The sequence below is a fragment of the Marichromatium sp. AB31 genome (assembly GCF_003718685.1).
Classification (GTDB): Bacteria; Pseudomonadota; Gammaproteobacteria; order Chromatiales; family Chromatiaceae; genus Marichromatium; species Marichromatium gracile.
The window spans coordinates 142,447-161,605 of sequence record NZ_RHFI01000006.1; the positions used below are offsets into that span (position 1 = coordinate 142,447).

The following is a 19,159-nucleotide window of genomic DNA, read 5'->3' on the forward strand; positions in this document are numbered from 1 at the left end:
CCATGTCCTCGATCCGTCGTCTCTACGCGCCCCTGTCCAGGTCCATGCTCGTCGTGCTGGTGGTGTGCGCACTCGCGCTCACCGGCGTTCGCGTCGGGCTCTCGCTGATCGATCACTATCGCCAGCCGTTGCTGCGCTCGGTCGCTGCCGCGCTCGGCGTCGAGCTGGAGGCCGAGCGGCTGCGTGCCGGACTGGTCGGGCTGCGTCCCTATCTGGCGCTCGATGGCCTGGTGCTGCGCACCCCGGGTGCAGCGGCGCCGCTGCGACTCGACACCCTGGCGATCGAGCTCGCGCCACTCGCTTCGCTGCGCGCCGGCGCCCCCCGGCTCGCCGGACTGGGGCTCGCCGGTGGCCAGTTGAGCTTGGTGCGCGATGGCGCCGGGCGGCTGTCCCTGCCCGCACTCGACGGACTCGGCGGCGGCGACCCCGAGGGGCTGGTGCGATTGCTCGAGCGAGGACGGGTGACGCTCACCGACATCGATCTCGACTATCACGATCCGCAGCTGTCCGCTCCGCTGCGTCTCGACGGGCTGACGCTGACCCTGGACAACGGCTGGCATGGTCGCCGGGTGGCGCTCGCCGCCGCCGTGCCGGCGCTCGCCGGGCGCATCGAGGCACGCGCCCGGTTGCACGGACCACTGCGCGAACCGGCGCGCTGGTGGGGGCACGTCGCGGCGCGGGTGGCGGCCTCGCGGCTGGAGGCGCTGCCGACGCAATGGGCGGGGCAGGCGCTGCCCCGGGTCGCCGGCGGCGAGGTCGAGCTGTGGGCCGAGCTGGTGCCCGGCCGGCTGGCCGGCGCCAGTCTGGCGCTGGCCCTCGACGGGCTGGCCAGCGCCGCGGGCGAGCCGGTGTTGCGTCGGGTGCGGACGCTGGCGCAGCTGCGTCCGGATCGCCACGGCTGGCGGCTACGGTTGGCCGACCTCGATCTTGTCGGGGCCGCGGGCGGCGCGGTGGCGATCGGCGACCTCGCGCTCGATCTCGACCCCAGAGGGCGAGCGCGCGCGCTCGTCGCCGAGTCCCGCACCCTCGATCTCGCCGCGCTCGGCACCCTGCTGCGTGCCAGTCCGCGCCCCTTGCCGGACGCGCTCGCCGGGCTCCTGGCCAGCGCCCCGCGTGGCCGGCTCGATGCCTGCGCCCTGGAGGTGGCGCTGCCGGTCGATGCGCCGCCGCGCTGGCGTCTCGACGCCCGGCTCGTCGGGATCGGTCTCGATCGTCACGGACACTGGCCCGGTCTCAGCGGGCTCGACGGGACGCTCAGCGTCGACCAGGACGGCGGGCGGCTGGCGCTTGCGCCGCGTCGTTTCGCGCTCGATCTGGCGCCGCTGTTCGATCGGCCGCTGGCGTTCTCCCGACTCGACGGCACGCTGCGCTGGCACCATGCCGATGACGGCTGGCAGCTGGCGGCCGAGTCGCTCGAACTGGCCACCGCCGATCTCGCCGGTGACGCGCGCTTCAGCCTCCACCTGCCCGGCGACGGCGCCAGCCCGCTGCTCGATCTGCGCGCGCGTTTCCACGACGGCGACGCCGCCCAGACCCGCAGCTATCTCCCGGTCGGACAGATGCACCCGCGTCTGGTCGCCTGGCTGGAGCGCGCCATCGTCGCCGGTCGGGTGCCCGAGGCCGAGGTGCTGTTTCGCGGCCCGCTGGCCGCCTACCCCTTCCGTGCTCAGGAGGGGCGCTTCGAGTTGCGTCTCGACTATGCCGACACCCGGCTCGACTATCTCCCCGGCTATCCCCCGTTGGAGGGGGCCAGCGGCGAGCTGCGCTTTCTCAACCAGGGCATGAGCGTGCGTCTCGACCGGGCGCGCGTCCTCGACAGCGACGTCAGCGCCGGCTGGGCGCGGCTCCCCGATCTGCGCGACAGCCGGGTGCTGGAGATCCATGCCGAGGCCGATGGCCCCTTCGCCGACGGCGTGCGGGTGTTGCGCGAGAGCCCGTTGCGCACGCGCCTCGGCGCCCTGGCCGCGCGGCTCGAGGCGAGCGGTGACTCGCACCTGGCGCTCGATATCGGGTTGCCGCTCAAGCGCGAGCAGCCGCTGGCGCTCAGCGGGCGCCTGACCTGGCCCGAGGACGATGCCGCGCTGCGCCTGATCGAGACCCCGCTGCGACTGGCCGATCTCGATGGCGCACTCTCCTTCGACACCCAGGGGGTCGCGACCGAGTCGATGACCGCCCGACTCTGGGGGCGGCCGCTGCAACTGGCGCTGCGCACCGAGCCCGAGCGGGTGGTGCTCGAGGCCGCCTCGCGCACCCCGGTCGAGACCCTGGCCGCGCAGTTGCCCGCGCCGCTGTGGTCGAGCCTCGGCGGCGAACTCGACTGGCGCCTGATGCTCGGGCTGGCCCACGCCGAGCTGGGCGCCTCCGCCCCCCGGCTCGACTGGCGGTTGGAGAGCGGCCTCGAGGGGCTGGCGCTGGCGCTGCCGGCGCCGCTCGGCAAGCGCGCCGAGGGTCGGCGGCGGCTCGACCTCGCCGGCACCCTGGTGCCCGACCAGCGCCTCGCCGTCGCCGGTCGGGTCGGCTCGCTCGGCGTCAATCTCGCCCTGGGGCTGGCGCCGGCGCGGCTCGAGCGCGGCCATCTGCGTCTCGACGGCGCCGCGCCCCGGCCGGGGCGCGACGGGCTGTTCATCGACGGCCGGGTGAAGCGGCTCGATCTCGATGCCTGGTCGACCTGGGCGCGTCGGCGCCCGGGTGGCGGCGCGGGTGCCACGCCGCTCGTCGGGGTCGAGGTCGCCGCCGAGGAGGCGCGTCTCGGCGCGTTGCGGCTGCATCGTGCCACGCTTGCGCTTGCGCTGGCGCCCGAGGCGCGCGGCTGGCGCCTGGGATTCGACAGCCGCGAGCTGGCCGGGCAGGTGGTGCTGCCCACTGCGCCGGGCGCGCCCGACGCGCCGCTGCGGCTCGATCTCGATCGGCTCGAACTCGACGCCCTGCTCGCCAGCGGTGGTGGCGCCGGGAGCGCGGCGCGCGCGCCGGGCGACTGGCCGGCGCTCGATCTCGCCGTCAGCGATCTGCGCTGGGGCGGTGAGGGGCTCGGTCGGCTGGCCCTGGAGCTGCGGCCGAGCGCCGCCGGCATCGGCATCCCCCGGCTGCGTCTGAGCGATGGCGAGCGGCTCGCGCTGAGCGGCTCGGCGAACTGGCGCGACGGCCCCGGCGGCGGTCACAGCCGGGTCACCCTGGCGCTGGAGTCGGGCGATCTCGGTGAGTTGTTGCGCCGGCTCGGCTATCGCAGCGTGCTCGAGGGCGCACCGGTCGACGCCCATGCCGAACTCGACTGGCCGGGCGCGCCGGGTGACTACGCGTTGGCGCGTACCCACGGCTGGATCGACGTCGACATCGGCGCCGGGCGCCTGCTCGAACTCGAGCCCGGGGTGGGACGCGTGCTCGGCTTCCTCAACCTGGGCGCGATCAGCCGCCGTCTGGCGCTCGACTTCAGCGATCTCTATGCCCAGGGCTTCGCCTTCGAGCGGATGCAGGGACGACTGCTGCTCGCCGATGGTCAGGCCGGCAGCGATCGCTTCGAGGTTGTCGGTCCCTCGAGCCGGCTGATCATCGGCGGGCTGACCGATCTGGTCGAGCGGCGCTTCGATCAGACCGTGGTGCTCGAGCCCAAGCTCGGCTCCAGCGTCGCCCTGGCCAGCGCCGTGGCCGGCGGTCCCGTGGTCGGCGCCGCGGTCTATCTGGTCGACCGGGTGGCGGGGAACGCCATCGACCGATTGGGGCGCTATCAGTACCGGGTCAGCGGTCCCTGGGGCGAGCCGCGGGTGACGCCGCTGGGCTGGGATCCGCAGCTGGTGCAGTCCGTCGCCGAGGACGAGACGCCGAGTCGCGACGAGCCGGTGAACCTGTTTCTCGAGTGAGCGCGCGGTCGGCGGTTTCGGCTCGACCGGGGGGATGGTATCTTTCCGATAGGTACGCAGTCGCCGCCATCGGCGGGTGGCTGCTCGGACGCAAAGGCGGAGATCGGCGAGGTCGCGGGCCGACCGGACCGGCGAGGCGGTGCAGACGATGAATGCGAAACCCAAGGTCGGGGCGGTGCAGATGGCGACCGGCCCCAACGTGAGCGCGAACCTGTTCGAGGCCGAGCGGTTGATCAAGGAGGCGGCCGAGGGCGGCGCGCAGCTGGTGGTGTTGCCCGAGAACTTCGCCTTCATGGGCAAGCGCGACCAGGACCAACTCACCCTCCGCGAGGAGGACGGCGAGGGGCCGCTGCAGGCCTTCCTCGCGCGGGTGGCCAAGCAGTACGGCGTGTGGCTGGTCGGTGGCACCATCCCGATGGTGGCCGAGGACTCGTCCAAGGTTCGCGCTGCGTGCATGGTCTATGACGACCAGGGCCAGCGGGTGGCGCGTTACGACAAGATCCATCTGTTCGATGTCAGTCTGCCCGAGGTCGACGAGCGCTATCACGAGTCGGCCGCGATCGAGGCCGGTGACGAGGTGGTGGTGATCGACAGCCCGCTGGGACGGCTCGGCGTGGCGGTGTGCTACGATCTGCGCTTCCCGGAGATGTTCCGCAAGATGCTCGATCGCGGGGTGGAGATCCTGGTGGTGCCCTCGGCCTTCACCGCGATCACCGGCAAGGCACACTGGGAGACCCTGGTGCGCGCGCGCGCCATCGAGAACCTGGTCTATGTGGTCGCCGCCGCCCAGGGTGGTTTCCACATCAATGGGCGCGAGACCCATGGTCATACCATGATCGTCGACCCCTGGGGCTCGGTGCTGGCGCAGGTGCCGCGCGGGGCCGGCAGCATCTGCTGCCCGGTCGACGAGGAGTTCCTCGAGTCGGTGCGTCGCAATTTCCCGACCATCGAGCACCGCCGTTTGAAATGTCACGGCTGAAGCCTCAGCTAGATCGCAAAGGGTCCCGCCGCCGGCGGACCCGCTCCGGGGGGGGCATCCCCCCCGGGTCCCAGCAGTCCCTGCTCGTGCCGAGGGGGGCGGGGACCGGTTGCACGGCACTGCGCTGAAGCTGCCTCGTCCCACGTCCATTTCGGGCCCGCCAGTTCACCCCTCGGCCGGTCACGGTCGGGGAGATGCTCCCCAGGAGTCCTCTAGATCCGATGAACGATTCACTAGCGCTCGCGCGCGACAGCATCCTCGCGCCGGTCGGTCTCTCCGACGGTGATCTCGACCGTCTGCTCGGGCTGCTCGCCGGTGCCTCGGTCGACGCCGCCGACATCTATTTCCAGTCCAGCCGCCTGCAGTCCTGGGTGATCGAGGACGGTCTCATCAAGGACGGTAACTTCAACATCGAGCAGGGCGCCGGGCTGCGGGTGATCTGCGGCGAGAAGACCGGGTTCGCCTACTCCGACGAGTTGCAGTTCCCGGCCCTGGCGCAGGCCGCCGAGGCGGCGCGGACGATCGCCCGCGGCGGTCGGGGGCACAGCGTCGCGGTCGGAGCCAAGGCGCCGGCCGCTGCCCTGTACCCGCCGATCAACCCCATCGACAGTCTCGAGAACGCCGACAAGATCGCGCTGCTGCGTCGCGTCGACGCCGAGGCGCGCGCCGCCGACCCACGGGTGCGCGAGGTGACCGCCAGCCTGGTGGCGGCGCACGATGTGGTGCTGGTGCTTGCCGATGACGGCTCGCTGGCTGCCGACGTGCGCCCGCTGGTGCGGATGAACGTGAGCGTGATCGTCGAGGCCGACGGGCGTCGCGAGCAGGGCTCGAGCGGCGGCGGTGCGCGCACCGATCTCGGCTTCTTCCTCGCCGAGGAGCGGGCGCTCGGCTTCGCCCGCGAGGCGGTGCGTCTCGCCCTCACCAGCCTCGAGGCCGAGGAGGCCCCGGCCGGCACCATGCCGGTGGTGCTCGGTCCCGGCTGGCCCGGGGTGTTGTTGCACGAGGCCGTCGGTCACGGGCTCGAGGGCGACTTCAACCGCAAGGGCACCTCAGCCTTCGCCGGGCGGCTCGGCGAGCGGGTGGCCGCGCCCGGGGTGACGGTGGTCGACAACGGCACCCTGCCGAGACGGCGCGGCTCGTTGGCGATCGACGACGAGGGCACCCCGACCCAGGAGACGGTGCTGATCGAGGACGGCATCCTGCGCGGCTACATGCAGGACAAGCTCAATGCCCGGTTGATGGGCGTGGCGCCCACCGGTAACGGGCGGCGCGAGTCCTACGCCCATCTGCCGATGCCGCGCATGACCAACACCTATATGCTTGCCGGGGATCGTGATCCGGGCGAGATCATCGCCTCGGTCGACAAGGGGCTCTATGCCGCCAACTTCGGCGGCGGCCAGGTCGACATCACCTCGGGCAAGTTCGTGTTCAGCGCCAGCGAGGCCTATCTGATCGAGAACGGTCGGATCGGTCGGCCGGTCAAGGGCGCGACCCTGATCGGCAACGGCCCAGAGGTGATGACCCGGGTGAGCATGATCGGCAACGACCTCAAGCTCGACGAGGGTGTCGGGACCTGTGGCAAGGACGGACAGAGCGTGCCGGTCGGGGTCGGGCAGCCGACCCTGCGCATCGATGCGCTCACCGTCGGCGGCACCAGCGCCTGAGTCCGTCGCGACCCGGTCTTGATCCTGGGTCGCGACGCGTGTCGAATTCAATCCAGTCTGAAGGAAACCGCATGTCCATCAGTGCCACAGAGGATACCGCCGAGCGTCTGGCGCGGCTGCAGGAGAGCGTCGAGGAGCTGCTGCGCGAGGCCGAGCGCCAGGGCGCGAGTGCGGCCGAGGCCTCGGTCGGCAGCAGCACCGGACTCGAGGTCGCGGTGCGGCTGGGCGAGGTCGAGACGGTCGAGCACATCCGCGACAACGGGCTCGGCGTCACCGTCTATTTCGGTCACCGCCGCGGCTCGGCCAGCACCACCGACCTGTCGCCGGCGGCGGTGCGCGACGCGGTGCGCGCCGCCTGCGCCATCGCCGAGTACATCCAGGAGGACAGCTGCGCCCATCTTGCCGCGCCCGAGCTGATGGCGCGCGAGGTGCCCGACCTCGATCTCTGTCACCCCTGGCCGATCGGGGTCGACGCCGCCGTGGCCCTCGCCGTCGAGTGCGAGGAGGCCGCGCGCGGTCATGACCCACGCATCGTCAACTCCGAGGGGGCGAGCCTCTCGACCCATTTCGGACTGCGTGTCTATGGCAACAGTCACGGCTTCATCGGGGGCTATCCGAGCACCCGACACGGGCTCAACTGCGCGGTGATCGCCCAGGAGGGCGAGTCGATGCAGCGCGACTACTGGTGGAGTTCGGCGCGTGCCCCCGAGGATCTCGATGCCGCCGCGCGCATCGGCGCGCGCGCCGCCGCACGCACCGTGGCCCGGCTCAACGGGCGTCGTCTGGGCACGCGCAAGGTGCCGGTGCTGTTCCGCGCCGAGGTCGCCACCGGACTGTTGCGCGGGCTGATCGGGGCGATCAGCGGCGGCAGCCTCTATCGGCGCGCGAGCTTCCTGCTCGACAGCCTCGATGAGCAGATCTTCCCCGAGTTCGTGCGCATCCACGAGCAGCCGCTGCTGCCGCGGGGGCTGGCCAGCGCACCCTTCGACGGCGACGGGGTGGCGACCCGGGCCAAGGACCTGGTGCGCGACGGGGTGCTGCAGACCTATGTGCTCGATACCTATTCCGGCTGTCGGTTGGGGATGCCGAGCACCGCGAATGCCGGCGGGGTGCGTAACCTCACCATCGACTCGGGACCGCTCGATCGCGCTGCGCTGTTGCGCGAGATGGGCACCGGGCTGATGGTCACCGAGCTGATGGGGCACGGGCTCAACATGGTCACTGGCGACTATTCGCGCGGTGCCGCCGGGTTCTGGGTGGAGAACGGCGAGATCCAGTATCCGGTCGAGGAGGTGACCATCGCCGGCAACCTGCGCGAGATGTTCGCCAACCTGGTGGCCGTCGGTGATGACTGCGACTTCCCCGGCAGCACCCGCACCGGCTCCTGGCTGATCGAGCGGATGACGGTCGCCGGCGAATGACCGCCGCCGGGGCGCAACCGCTGGAGCAGGCCTTGGCGGCGATCGCGGCGGCGCCGGGCTCGGCCTCGGCGCTCACCCTCTATGCCCTGGTGTGCACCCTCGAGCAGCCGCGCTCGGGCTCTCTGTTCCGGCTCGACAAGCTCGCCGACCTGGAGCCGGCGCATCGGTCGATCGCCTATGGTTTGATGGAGACGCTGGCGACGGGCGGCGTCGCCACCTCGGAGTGGCGCCAGCTGCGTGCGCAGATCGAGGCCGTGGTACGCGGTTGATGTGCCGCTCGTCGTCTCGGCGTTGCAACCACGGCATGATGGCGGGAAATCTGCGTGTGTCGATGACTTGATCCCTCGCGATGGGGCTCGATGTTCCCGGGAGGGGCGCGTTGGCGCACGTATCACGGACGGAGGGGGCCGAAGCGATTCGGGATCAGACGATGCCAGTGGAAACCATCGGAGTGATCGGCGGCGGGATCGGTGGACTCGGTGCCGCCTGGATGCTGGATGCGCGCTATCGGGTGATCCTGCTCGAGCGCAACGACTATGTCGGCGGCCATACCCATACCCTGGAGGTCGAGGGGGTCGCCGGGCGCTTCCCGGTCGATACCGGGTTCATGGTGTTCAACCGCCGCAACTATCCGCTGCTGTGTGCGATGTTCGAGCAGCTCGGGGTCGAGAGCTATCCCACCAGCATGTCCTTCGCCGCCAGTCTCGATGATGGCGCGATCGAGTATGCAGGCTCCGGCCTCAACTCCCTGTTCGGCCAGCGCGCCAATCTGGTGCGTCCGGGATTCTGGCGGATGCTCGGCGAGATCCTGCGTTTCAACACCGCCGCCAAGGCCTTCATCAACTCCAATCCCGGCACCACCCTGACCCTGGGTGGGTTTCTCGAGCGCGGGCGTTACTCGCGGCGTTTCGCCGAGGACTATCTGCTGCCGATGGCCGCCGCGATCTGGTCCTGTCCGACCGCCGACATGCTCGACTTCCCCTTCCTCGCCTTCGCCCGCTTCTTCTCCAACCATGGATTGCTCGATCTGATCGACCGGCCCGAGTGGGAGACGGTGCGCGACGGCAGTCGCGCCTATGTCGCCCGTATCCTCGAACGGATGCGCGGCGAGGTGCGTACCTCGACCCCGGTGCGCCGAGTGCGGCGGGTCGAGGGCGGGGTCGAGGTCGAGACCGCCGGCGGGGAGCGGCTCGGCTTCGATGCGGTGGTGTTCGGCTGTCACGCCGATCAGGCGCTGTCGCTGATCGAGTCGCCGAGCGCGCGCGAGCGCGAACTGCTCGGCAGCTTCCGCTATCAGGCCAACAAGGTCTATCTGCATACCGATCGGACGCTGATGCCACGCCGCCGCCGGGTGTGGTCGTCGTGGAACTATCTGCGTCATCGCGGCGATCCGGCCAGCCTGCCGGTGACCATCACCTATTGGATGAACAGCCTGCAGGCGCTGCCGCCCGAGCGTGATGTCTTCGTCAGCCTCAACCCGCATCGGGCGCCGGCCCGGCAACATGTGCTCGCCGAACTCGACTACGATCACCCGCTGTTCGATGCCCGGGCGATGGAGGCGCAGCAGCGCATCGGCGAGATCCAGGGCCGCGACCGGTTGTGGTTCAGCGGCGCCTATCTCGGCTACGGTTTCCATGAGGACGGACTGCGTGCAGCGCTGGAGGTGGCCGAGGCGTTCGGCGCGACCCCGTCCTGGGCGCCCGCGCGCACCGCCCCGGTCGGTCGCGGTGCGCGCGGCGGCGAACTGCCGCCGGTCGTATCATGACCGCGCCGGCGGCGAGACTGCTGTTCGGCGAGGTGATGCACCGGCGGCTGTTCCCGGTGCGCTACCGCTTCACTTACCGGGTGTTCAGCCTGCTGCTCGATCTCGATCGTCTCGATGAGTTGGCCGCCGGGTCACGCTGGTTCTCACACAATCGCTTCAACCTGCTCGCCTTCCACGACCGCGATCACGGCCCGCGCGATGGCTCGCCGCTCAAGCCCTGGCTGCTGGCGCGGCTGCGCGGGCAGGGACTCGAGGTCGCGGTGGCGCGGGTCGAGTTGCAGTGCTTTCCCCGTCTGCTCGGCTATGGCTTCAACCCGTTGACCATCTGGACCTGTTTCGATCAGGAGGAACGCCCGTTGGCGGTGCTCTGCGAGGTCCACAATACCTTCGGCGAGAGCCACAGCTATCTGCTCCACGAGGGCGGGATGCCGCTGCGCTGGCCGATCCGCGCCCGCCATGCCAAGGACTTCCATGTCTCGCCCTTCATCGGCATGGCTGCCGACTATCAGTTCAGGTTCGCGCGTGACGGGCAGCAGCACAGCGTCGTCATCCGCGAGTTCCAGGAGGAACGGTTGATGTTGGCGGCCGTTCACAGCGCCCGGCTGCTGCCCTGCGACGATGCCAACCTGTTGCGCGCCGCGTTGAGCTATCCGCTGATGACCCTGAAGGTGATGCTGATGATCCACTGGCAGGCGCTGAAGATCTGGCTCCGTGGCGGGCGTTATCACGCCAAGCCTGAGCCGCCCCGCGAAGAGGTGTCCTGATGTCCGTCGAAGAGCCGTTGTCCGGGCCGCAACCGGTCGATACCAGGGGCGCCTGGCGCCTGTTCGAGCGTTTCTTCCGCGATCTGCTGTTCGGTCAGGTGCTGGTGCGCATGGGCGCCGACGGTGCCCGACTCTATCGCGGGCGCTTCTGTGGCGGGGCCGGTGAGCTGGCGATCCACCATCCCTGGCGTTTCGCCACCCGGGTGGTCGTGCGCGGCGAGATCGGCTTCGCCGAGTCCTATATCGCCGGGCACTGGTCCTCGCCCGATCTCCCGGCGCTGCTCGGGGTGCTCTACGACAATCTCGAGCACCTCGGCGGCGGTCCACAGGGGATGCGCTGGGGGCGTTGGCTCAATCGTCTCACCCATCTGCGCCGGCGCAACCATCGCCGCAACAGTCGGCGCAACATCGCCCGTCACTACGATCTCGGCAACGACTTCTATCGTCTCTGGCTCGACCACGGCATGACCTATTCCTCGGCGCTGTTCGCGCCGGAGGCGGGCGATGAGTCGTTGGAGCAGGCCCAGGCGCGCAAGTACGAGCGCCTGCTCGACGCCATCGACGCCCGTCCCGGCGAGCATCTGCTCGAGATCGGCAGCGGCTGGGGCGGTCTGGCCGAGGCCGCGGCGCAGCGCGGGCTGCGGGTGACCAGTATCACCCTGTCGCGCGCCCAGCTCGACTATGCCCGAACCCGACTGGCCGCGGCCGGGCTCGCCGACCTGGTGGAGTTCCGTCTCGCCGACTATCGCGAGGTGCGCGGCAGTTTCGATCACGCCATCTCGATCGAGATGATGGAGGCCGTCGGCGAGGCCTACTGGTCGACCTATTACGATACCCTGCGACGGCTGGTGCGCCCGGGCGGGCGGATCGCGCTGCAGGTGATCACCATCCACGAGGACGATTTCCCGCTCTATCGCCGTACCCCCGACTTCGTGCAGCTCTACATCTTCCCCGGTGGCATGTTGCCCTCGCCGCGGCGCATGACCGAGGAGGCCGCGCGCGCCGGGCTGCGTATCCGCGACACCCGCTGGTGCGGCGACGACTATGCCGAGACCCTGCGGCGCTGGCGCGCGCGTTTCCATGCCGTCGACGCCGAGGTCGCGGCGCTCGGCTACGATGCCGCCTTCCGGCGCATGTGGGACTACTATCTGGCCTATTGCGAGGCGGGGTTTCGCGCCGGTTGCGTCGATCTGGTGCAGACCCTGCTCGAGGTGCCGCGGCGGACCTGAGTCGGACGCGACGATCTGCGTTAAAGTACCCCCCATCGATCAGCCGCGGGCCACGCATCCGGGCCCGCGCCGCCGGTTCAGGGACGCCCGGCGGATGCGGTCTGACCCTGACCGACCGTCCAGGACGGACGAGACCGCATCGACCCGAATCCGAATCCTCGTGACCCAATACAGACCTTCATGAGCCAAATCGTACTGATCAACGTGGCCGGTGAGGACCGTCCCGGCATCATCGCCGCACTCACCGAGACCCTGGCCCGCTATCACATCCCGGTACTCGACATCGGCCAGTCGACCATCCACGACGCCCTGGCGCTGGGCATGCTCGTCGAGCTGCCGGCGGCCGATCGCGACAGCGGCGTCTTTCGCGACCTGCTGTTCACCGCCCACGGCATGGGGCTCGACATCCGCTTCACCCCGATCGACGGCGACAACTACGAGCGCTGGGTGCGCGAGCAGGGCCAGCCGCGTCATATCCTCACCCTGCTCGGGCGCGAGATCGGCGCCGAGCACATCGCCCGGGTCTCGGCGCTGATCGCCGAGCGCGGACTCAACGTCGATCGCATCAACCGGCTCAGCGGTCGCATCTCGCGGCGCACCGCGCCGGCGCCGCACGCGCTCGCCTCGGTGGAGTTCTCGGTGCGCGGCGCGGTCGATGATCTCACCGCACTGCACGGCGCGCTGCTCGGGCTCAGCCAGGTGATGGATGTCGACGTCGCGGTCCAGGAGGACACCGTCTTTCGCCGCACCCGGCGGCTGGTCTGCTTCGACATGGACTCGACCCTGATCCAGACTGAGGTGATCGACGAGCTGGCCGCGGCCGCCGGGGTCGGTGCCGAGGTGGCGGCGATCACCGAGGCGGCGATGCGCGGCGAGCTCGACTTCCAGGAGAGCTTCCGCCGCCGCATGGCGCTGCTCGAGGGGCTCGACGAGTCGGTGCTGGTGGGGATCGCCGAGCGGCTGCCGATCACCGAAGGCGCCGACCGGCTGATCGCCATGCTCAAGCGGCTCGGTTACAAGATCGCCATCCTCTCCGGCGGCTTCACCTATTTCGCCGAGCATCTGCAGCGACGCTTCGGCATCGACTACGTCTATGCCAACCAGCTCGAGTTCCGCGACGGCAGGCTCACCGGGGAGGTCGCCGGCGAGATCGTCGATGGCGCGCGCAAGGCCGAGCTGCTGCGCGAGCTGGCCGCGCGCGAGGGCATCCGTCTCGAACAGGTGATCGCCGTCGGCGACGGTGCCAACGACCTGCCGATGCTCTCGATCGCCGGGCTCGGCATCGCCTTCCACGCCAAGCCGATCGTCACCCGGCAGGCGCGTCACTCGATCGCCACCGTCGGGCTCGACGGCATCCTCTATCTGCTGGGGATGCGCGATCGCGACCTCGCCGCGCTCGATCGCATCTGATCCGCGCCGTGCCGGGATCGACCCCGGCGCTCATTCCATCAGCTCGACCTCGACCCCCAGCGCCTCGATGCGCTCGCGCCGCGCCGCCAGATAGCGCTGGAAGCTCGGCTGCCAGCGATAGGCGCCGGTGGCGACATAGTCGAGCGCGCCGTGCAGGTGAAAGGCGCGCAGCTCGCCCTCGGCGCGGAAGACCTCGCGCCCGGCCGCGTCGAAGAACACCAGGGTCGGGGTGTAGAGGATACCGAGCGCCTCGGCCCAGTCGCGCGCGGCGCGGGCGGCACCGTCCGGGGTCTGCAGCGGGGTCTCGGCGTCGATATCGACGAGCGCCACGTCGAAGGCGCTGAGCGCGGCGCCCAGCGCCGGGCGGCGCAGCAGATCGTCGTGGAGACGGTCGCAGCCGCGACAGGTGCGTTGTTCGAACAGCACCACCAACGGGCGTGGCGAGCGGTCGCGATTGTCGGCCAGGCGCAGCGGCGGTTCGAGAAAGCCGGTCTCGTGGTGCAGCTCGCCGCTTGCCGGCGGACCGCCGCGCCTGGCGTGGAAGTCGACGAAGCGCTCGCCGAACTGCTCGCGCCGCTCGGCGACATAGGCCAGCGCGGCGGCGAGACGCGCCGGTGGCTGGTAGCCGTTGATCCGCAGCACCACGGCGCCGGCCTCGTCGAGCAACAGCAGTGTCGGGGTGAACTGGACGCCGAGGGCTGCGGCCAGCCCCTTCTCGGTGGTGGTCTGGCCGTCGAGCCCGACCACCTCGCGATCGCCCCAGATGTTGAGCGCGATGACCTCGAAGCGCTCCTGTGCCAGTCGTGCGATCTCGGGATCGGCGAGGTTCACCCGCAGCAGCAGGGCGCAGTAGGGGCAGCCGTCCTGGTAGAAGTAGAGCATCAGCCGGCGGTCTGCGGCGGTGGCCTCGGCGACGTCCTCGGCGAGATCGAGGAAGGACTGCTTGAACCAGGGTGGGTGTTGCGCTGGGGCGCTGAGGATATCGCCGGCGGCTGTCAGCAGCAGCGCGAGCGCGAGCAGGACGAGGCGCGGGCGGATGGGCATGATGGCCTCCCCGGGCGGACCGGTCTGGGGCGCGCCGGGGGTGGCGCGGCCTGTCCGCAGTCTAGCCGATGGTCTGTGCCCCGACGCTGCGTGGGGCTGGCGGGCCGGGGAAGCGCCGCGCCTCGGGGTAGGGGAAGACGTCCTCGAGCCGGCCGCGGCGGATATGGGTCTGGCGCTCGCGCCACCAGTCCGGGTCGAGCAGCTCGGCGTGGAGTTCACGAAACAGCGCCCGGGTGCGCGGGTCGGTGAGCAGGAAGGTCTCGAACTCCTCGGGGAAGACGTCGGCCGGGGCGATGCTGTACCAGGGCTCGTCGGCCAGCTCCAGCTCGGGGTAGGGCGCCTCGGGGATCTTGCGGAAGTTGCACTCGGTGAGATAGCAGAGCTCGTCGTAGTCGTAGAACACCACCCGCCCACGCCGGGTGACGCCGAAGTTCTTGAACAGGAAGTCGCCGGGGAAGATGTCGGCGGCGGCGAGCTGGCGGATGGCGTCGCCGTACTCGGCCACCGCATGCCGCGCGTCCTCGGCGTCGGCCTCCTGCAGATAGAGGTTGAGCGGGGCCATGCGCCGCTCGATATAGAGGTGCTTGATGATCAGGTGCTCGCCGTCGTGCTCGAGGCTGCCTGCGCACTCCTCCTCAAGCAGCGCGCGCAACGCCGGGGAGAAGCGCGCGGCGGGGAAGGCGACGTGCGAGTACTCCCAGGAGTCGGCCATGCGCCCGACGCGGTCGTGGAGCTTGACCAGCTGGTACTTCTCCTTCACCGCCTCGCGGCTCATCTCCTTCTGCGGCGGGAAGCGGTCCTTGATCACCTTGAACACGAAGGGGAAGGAGGGCAGGGTGAAGACGCACATCACCATGCCGCGGATCCCCGGGGCGATGACGAACTCGTCGGCGGAGTGACGCAGGTGTTTGAGGAAGTCGCGATAGAACTCGGCCTTGCCGAACTTCTGCAGCCCGATCGCGGTATAGAGCTCGGCCTTGCCCTTGCGCGGCAGCAGCGGGCGGAGGAACTCGACGACCGCCGCCGGCACCTCGGTGTCGACCATGAAATAGGCGCGCGAGAAGCTGAAGATGTCCGACAGCTCGTCCTCGCCGACCAGCAGGGTGTCGACATAGAGCCCGCGCTGCTCGTCGTTGAGGACGGGGATGGCAAAGGGGATCTGGTCGGCGCCGTTGATCGCCTTGCCGATGAGATAGGCGGCCTTGTTGCGGAAGAAGGGGCTGCGCAGCACCGCGAGCTGGAAGTTCTGCTGCCGGGTCTGTGCTGCGGGCAGGCGCTCGCGCAGCGCGCGCAGCAGACAGCGCAGGTCGTGGCGCGGGGCGCGGAAGGGTCGCTCGAAGCCGGCGTCGGTGAGGATGCGGGCGAGCACCCGGGCGAAGCCGTCGCGGGTGGGGTAGTAGGGGCGGTAGATCGGCACCTCGGCCTCGAGGTGCTCGGTCGAGATCATCGGCCAGACGAAGATATAGCGGTTGTCGTAGTAGCGTCGATCGAACAGGCGACAGAACACCGAGTTGTAGAAGGTCTCGGCCAGCTCGGGTTGGCGGTGCAGCGGCAGCAGCCGTAGATACTCGACCTTGACCCGCTGCCACAACGCGTCGCTCGGGTCACGCAGATGGAACTCGCGGCGCAGCAGCGCCACGGTCTCGCCGACCCGGGTGTCGTAGTAGCTGATGCGCGCGCGGGCGGCGGCCTGGACGGCCGGCCAGTCGGCGCGCTCGAAGCGCGTCCGGGCCTCGCCGGTACAGGCGCGGAACAGTCGGTAATGACGCTCGAAACCATCGAGGATGGCCTCGGCGATCAGCTTCGCCTCGGTCCAGGCCATGATGCGTCCTCAGCCGTCGGTGAGCGACCGCTCGGCGATCACCACGCCGTCCTCGTCGCAATAGACCTGATCGCCCGGGTTGACGCGCGCCCCGGCGATGTTGATCGGGATGTCGCGCTGGCCCTCGCCGCGACGATGGCTCTTGCGCGGGGTGCTGGCCAGCGCCTTGATGCCGATCGCCATGGCTGCCAGCTCGACCCGGTCGCGCACGCAGCCGTGGATCACCACCCCGGCCCAGCCCTGCTCGACGGCACGCGCGGCGATCAGGTCGCCGAGCATGGCGCAGCGCAGCGAGCCGCCGGCATCGACCACCAGCACCCGACCCTCGCCGGGTTCGGCCAGGGTCGACTTGACCAGCGAGTTGTCCTCGAAGCACTTGATGGTGACCGCCTCGCCACTGAAGCGCGAGCGGCCGCCGAAGTCCTGGAACACCGGGTCGCAGACCTGCAGGGCGTCGCCCTCCTGGTCGTAGAGATCGGCGGTCTTGAAGTCCATGCGCGGGGTCTCCTGGTACGGCTGGGGCGGTGCGGGGCGGGCGCCGGGGCGTGATGGCCCCGGCGCGGGGGAGGGCGTTGTTAGAACTGCTCCTCCTCGGTCGAGCCGGTCAGTGCGGTGACCGAGGAGACGCCGCCCTGGATGGTGGTGGTGACGTCGTCGAAGTAGCCGGCGCCGACCTCCTGCTGGTGCGAGACGAAGGTGTAGCCCTTGTCGCGCGCGGCGAACTCCGGCTCCTGCACCTTCTCGACATAGTGGCGCATGCCCTCGCCACGGGCGTAGTCGTAGGCGAGGTCGAACATGTTGAACCACATGTTGTGGATGCCCGCCAGGGTGATGAACTGGTACTTGTAGCCCATCGCCGCCAGCTCGTCCTGGAACTTGGCGATGGTGGCATCGTCGAGGTTCTTCTTCCAGTTGAACGAGGGCGAGCAGTTGTAGGCGAGCAGCTTGTTGGGGTTCTTCTCGAGCACCGCCTGGGCGAACTCGCGGGCGAAGCCGAGGTCCGGGGTGCCGGTCTCGCACCACACCAGATCGGCATAGGGGGCGTAGGCCAGGCCGCGGCTGATCGCCTGCTCGAGTCCGTTCTTGACCCGGTAGAAGCCCTCGTTGGTGCGCTCGCCGGTGACGAAGGGACGATCGTTGTCGTCGACGTCGCTGGTGAGCAGGTTGGCCGCCTCGGCATCGGTACGCGCCAGCAGCAGCGTGGGCACGCCCATGACGTCGGCGGCGAGTCGCGCGGCGACGAGCTTCTGCACCGCCTCGCTGGTCGGCACCAGCACCTTGCCGCCCATGTGGCCGCACTTCTTCACCGCGGCGAGCTGGTCCTCGAAGTGCACCCCGGAGGCGCCGGCGGCGATCATGTTCTTCATCAGCTCGAAGGCGTTGAGCACGCCGCCGAAGCCGGCCTCGGCATCGGCCACGATCGGCAGGAAGTAGTCGACGTGGGCCGGGTCGCCGGGTTCGATCTCCTTGGCCCACTGGATCTCGTCGGCGCGCTTGAAGGCGTTGTTGATGCGACGCACCATGGTGGGGACCGAGTCATAGGCATAGAGCGACTGGTCGGGGTACATGGTTTCGGAGGTGTTGCCGTCGGCGGCGACCTGCCAGCCGGAGAGATAGATCGCCTCGATCCCGGCCTTGGCCTGCTGCATCGCCTGACCGGCGGTGATCGCGCCCATGCAGTTGACGTAACCCTTCTTGGCGTCGCCGTGGATCAGCCCCCAGAGTCGTTCGGCGCCGCGTCGGGCATAGGTGTGCTCGGGTTGCACCGAACCGCGCAGTCTCACGACGTCGGCCGCCGAGTAGGCGCGGGTGACATCGGTCCAGCGGGGGTTCTCTGCCCAATCCTGTTCCAGGGCCTTGATCTGGTCTTGGCGGGTCATCGGCATGGGGTACTCCTTCTTGATCGTGTCGGTTCGCGCGATCTGTGTCGTCTTCCAGGCCCCGTGGCATCCGTTCACGGTAGCCCGTGGAAGCGAATCGGCGGATGATTGACCGTCTTGGTAGGTCTTGGAGGGATGAAACTACCCCGGGTTCCAATCATTTGGCGAGTCAATTATCCTAATTCTGTCCATTAGTTTTGATAATTATCAATGAGAAGACATCCTCTGATTTTCCCCTCGCGTCCGACCGGGCGTGCCCTGCTCGGTCTCCAGCTTGCCGGGGTGGCGGCATGACGGCGAGCCCCGAAGAGATCCGCGCGCAGGGCATGGCGGAGGGGCTGGCGCGCGAGTCGCTCGCCGCCGATCCCTTCTCCCAGTTCGAGCAGTGGTACCAGGTGGCGGTCGGCAGCGGCATCCCCGAGCCCAACGCGATGACCGTCTCCACCGTCGATGCCGAGGGACAACCCTCCTCGCGCACCGTGTTGATGAAGCTCTACGACGAGCGTGGATTCGTCTTCTTCACCAACTACGCCAGTCGCAAGTCGCACCAGATCGAGACCAATCCGCGGGTCTATCTGCTGTTCCCCTGGGTGGCGCTGGCGCGTCAGGTGGGGATCTCGGGGCGTGCCGAGCGGATCTCGGCGGCCGAGTCCTTCCGCTATTTCACCTCGCGGGCGCGCGGTAGCCAGATCGGCGCCTGGGCCTCGCCGCAGAGCCAGGTGATCCGCTCGCGGGCGATGCTCGAGGCCAAGGTCGAGGAGATGCGCCAGCGTTTTCGCGACGGCAAGATCCCGCTGCCCGAGTTCTGGGGCGGCTACCGCGTCGTCCCCGACAGCATCGAGTTCTGGCAGGGCCGTGACTGCCGCCTCCACGACCGCTTCCTCTACCGCCGTGCGGCCTCGGGCTGGGACATCGAGCGGCTGGCGCCCTAGGGGGGGCTCAGCCGCCAGCCATCAGCTTTCAGCCGCCAGTGGGGGAGGGCAGTTTTCCGCTGACGGCTGCTGGTTTGAACCACAAAGACGCGAAGTGCGCAAAGTTAGGGACGGCTTTTGGTGATCGCCAGCCGCCAGCCGTCAGCTGTCAGCGACCAGCCGCCAGTGGGGATGGAGTGGCCTCATGACTGGCGGCTGAAAGCTGGAGGCTCTCCCCCTTGCTTCGCCGTCTTTGCGGTTCAATCCCCTGGTCGCTGGAGACTGGCGCCCTTGAGGTGTCGGGGACGGCTTGGATCACGAGACGCGAAGCACGCAAAGGTAGAGACTGCTTTTGGTGATCGCCAGCCGCCAGCGGTCAGCGATCAGCTTCCAGCTGCCAGTGGGGAAAGAGCGGC

Annotated in this window: 14 protein-coding genes; 10 read left to right on the forward strand and 4 right to left on the reverse strand. The window is 69.7% G+C overall.

Going from position 1 to position 19,159, the window contains the following annotated elements; translation table 11 throughout:
- Window positions 1-2 precede the first annotated feature (2 nt).
- The 9 genes from EBL84_RS07000 (at window position 3) to serB (ending at window position 13,086) form a co-directional block, all read left to right on the forward strand.
- A complete protein-coding gene (locus EBL84_RS07000; RefSeq protein ID WP_123140153.1) occupies window positions 3-3,854 on the forward strand; it encodes a YhdP family protein in 3,852 nt (1,283 codons plus the stop codon).
- 148 nt (window positions 3,855-4,002) lie between these two features.
- Window positions 4,003-4,833 (forward strand): carbon-nitrogen hydrolase family protein, encoded by an 831-nt coding sequence (locus EBL84_RS07005; RefSeq protein WP_062275306.1) that lies wholly within the window; start codon window positions 4,003-4,005, stop codon window positions 4,831-4,833.
- Window positions 4,834-5,054: 221 nt separating this feature from the next.
- Window positions 5,055-6,497 carry a metalloprotease TldD gene (gene tldD, locus EBL84_RS07010; protein ID WP_123140154.1) on the forward strand — a complete coding sequence of 481 codons (1,443 nt, stop codon included), beginning with the start codon at window positions 5,055-5,057 and terminating at the stop codon, window positions 6,495-6,497.
- A 71-nt stretch (window positions 6,498-6,568) separates the two neighbouring features.
- On the forward strand, window positions 6,569-7,918 hold the full coding sequence (gene pmbA, locus EBL84_RS07015; protein WP_123140155.1) for a metalloprotease PmbA: 1,350 nt from the start codon (window positions 6,569-6,571) through the stop codon (window positions 7,916-7,918).
- A complete protein-coding gene (locus tag EBL84_RS07020; RefSeq protein WP_123140156.1) occupies window positions 7,915-8,187 on the forward strand; it encodes a hypothetical protein in 273 nt (90 codons plus the stop codon). The genes pmbA and EBL84_RS07020 overlap by 4 nt, the downstream gene beginning before the upstream one ends.
- A 161-nt stretch (window positions 8,188-8,348) precedes the next feature.
- A complete protein-coding gene (locus EBL84_RS07025) occupies window positions 8,349-9,683 on the forward strand; it encodes an NAD(P)/FAD-dependent oxidoreductase (protein WP_123140157.1) in 1,335 nt (444 codons plus the stop codon).
- Window positions 9,680-10,447, forward strand: coding sequence for a DUF1365 domain-containing protein (locus tag EBL84_RS07030; RefSeq protein WP_123140158.1), 768 nt, complete (start codon window positions 9,680-9,682; stop codon window positions 10,445-10,447). Before EBL84_RS07025 ends, EBL84_RS07030 begins: the two co-directional genes overlap by 4 nt.
- Window positions 10,447-11,676 carry a cyclopropane-fatty-acyl-phospholipid synthase family protein gene (locus EBL84_RS07035; protein ID WP_123140159.1) on the forward strand — a complete coding sequence of 410 codons (1,230 nt, stop codon included), beginning with the start codon at window positions 10,447-10,449 and terminating at the stop codon, window positions 11,674-11,676. Before EBL84_RS07030 ends, EBL84_RS07035 begins: the two co-directional genes overlap by 1 nt.
- A gap of 180 nt (window positions 11,677-11,856) precedes the next feature.
- Window positions 11,857-13,086 (forward strand): phosphoserine phosphatase SerB, encoded by a 1,230-nt coding sequence (gene serB / locus EBL84_RS07040; protein ID WP_123140160.1) that lies wholly within the window; start codon window positions 11,857-11,859, stop codon window positions 13,084-13,086.
- Window positions 13,087-13,116: 30 nt separating this feature from the next.
- On the opposite strand, the gene EBL84_RS07045 is transcribed toward serB, so the two are convergent.
- The 4 genes from EBL84_RS07045 to aceA form a co-directional block, all read right to left on the reverse strand.
- The gene (locus tag EBL84_RS07045; protein WP_123140161.1) at window positions 13,117-14,130 is read right to left on the reverse strand and encodes a thioredoxin fold domain-containing protein; all 1,014 of its coding nucleotides are present in this window, start codon (window positions 14,128-14,130) and stop codon (window positions 13,117-13,119) included.
- Between the two features lie 61 nt (window positions 14,131-14,191).
- The gene (aceK, locus tag EBL84_RS07050) at window positions 14,192-15,952 is read right to left on the reverse strand and encodes a bifunctional isocitrate dehydrogenase kinase/phosphatase (RefSeq protein ID WP_123140162.1); all 1,761 of its coding nucleotides are present in this window, start codon (window positions 15,950-15,952) and stop codon (window positions 14,192-14,194) included.
- A 9-nt stretch (window positions 15,953-15,961) separates the two neighbouring features.
- Window positions 15,962-16,447 carry a ribonuclease E activity regulator RraA gene (gene rraA, locus EBL84_RS07055; RefSeq protein ID WP_123140163.1) on the reverse strand — a complete coding sequence of 162 codons (486 nt, stop codon included), beginning with the start codon at window positions 16,445-16,447 and terminating at the stop codon, window positions 15,962-15,964.
- Between the two features lie 80 nt (window positions 16,448-16,527).
- Window positions 16,528-17,832 carry an isocitrate lyase gene (aceA, locus tag EBL84_RS07060; protein WP_123140180.1) on the reverse strand — a complete coding sequence of 435 codons (1,305 nt, stop codon included), beginning with the start codon at window positions 17,830-17,832 and terminating at the stop codon, window positions 16,528-16,530.
- A gap of 290 nt (window positions 17,833-18,122) precedes the next feature.
- Here aceA and pdxH point away from each other — a divergent pair, with 290 nt between their 5' ends.
- Entirely contained in the window at window positions 18,123-18,764 is a 642-nt protein-coding gene (pdxH, locus tag EBL84_RS07065) for a pyridoxamine 5'-phosphate oxidase (protein WP_123140164.1), read from the forward strand.
- Window positions 18,765-19,159 lie beyond the last annotated feature (395 nt).

Excerpts from the sequence above, each read along its gene's own strand:
- EBL84_RS07000 (WP_123140153.1), top strand. The coding sequence starts at position 3 with ATGTCCTCGATCCGTCGTCTCTACGCGCCCCTGTCCAGGTCCATGCTC.
- EBL84_RS07005 (WP_062275306.1), top strand. The coding sequence starts at position 4,003 with ATGAATGCGAAACCCAAGGTCGGGGCGGTGCAGATGGCGACCGGCCCC.
- tldD (WP_123140154.1), top strand. The coding sequence starts at position 5,055 with ATGAACGATTCACTAGCGCTCGCGCGCGACAGCATCCTCGCGCCGGTC.
- pmbA (WP_123140155.1), top strand. The coding sequence starts at position 6,569 with ATGTCCATCAGTGCCACAGAGGATACCGCCGAGCGTCTGGCGCGGCTG.
- EBL84_RS07020 (WP_123140156.1), top strand. The coding sequence starts at position 7,915 with ATGACCGCCGCCGGGGCGCAACCGCTGGAGCAGGCCTTGGCGGCGATC.
- EBL84_RS07025 (WP_123140157.1), top strand. The coding sequence starts at position 8,349 with ATGCCAGTGGAAACCATCGGAGTGATCGGCGGCGGGATCGGTGGACTC.
- EBL84_RS07030 (WP_123140158.1), top strand. The coding sequence starts at position 9,680 with ATGACCGCGCCGGCGGCGAGACTGCTGTTCGGCGAGGTGATGCACCGG.
- EBL84_RS07035 (WP_123140159.1), top strand. The coding sequence starts at position 10,447 with ATGTCCGTCGAAGAGCCGTTGTCCGGGCCGCAACCGGTCGATACCAGG.
- serB (WP_123140160.1), top strand. The coding sequence starts at position 11,857 with ATGAGCCAAATCGTACTGATCAACGTGGCCGGTGAGGACCGTCCCGGC.
- EBL84_RS07045 (WP_123140161.1), bottom strand. The coding sequence starts at position 14,130 with ATGCCCATCCGCCCGCGCCTCGTCCTGCTCGCGCTCGCGCTGCTGCTG.
- aceK (WP_123140162.1), bottom strand. The coding sequence starts at position 15,952 with ATGGCCTGGACCGAGGCGAAGCTGATCGCCGAGGCCATCCTCGATGGT.
- rraA (WP_123140163.1), bottom strand. The coding sequence starts at position 16,447 with ATGGACTTCAAGACCGCCGATCTCTACGACCAGGAGGGCGACGCCCTG.
- aceA (WP_123140180.1), bottom strand. The coding sequence starts at position 17,832 with ATGACCCGCCAAGACCAGATCAAGGCCCTGGAACAGGATTGGGCAGAG.
- pdxH (WP_123140164.1), top strand. The coding sequence starts at position 18,123 with ATGACGGCGAGCCCCGAAGAGATCCGCGCGCAGGGCATGGCGGAGGGG.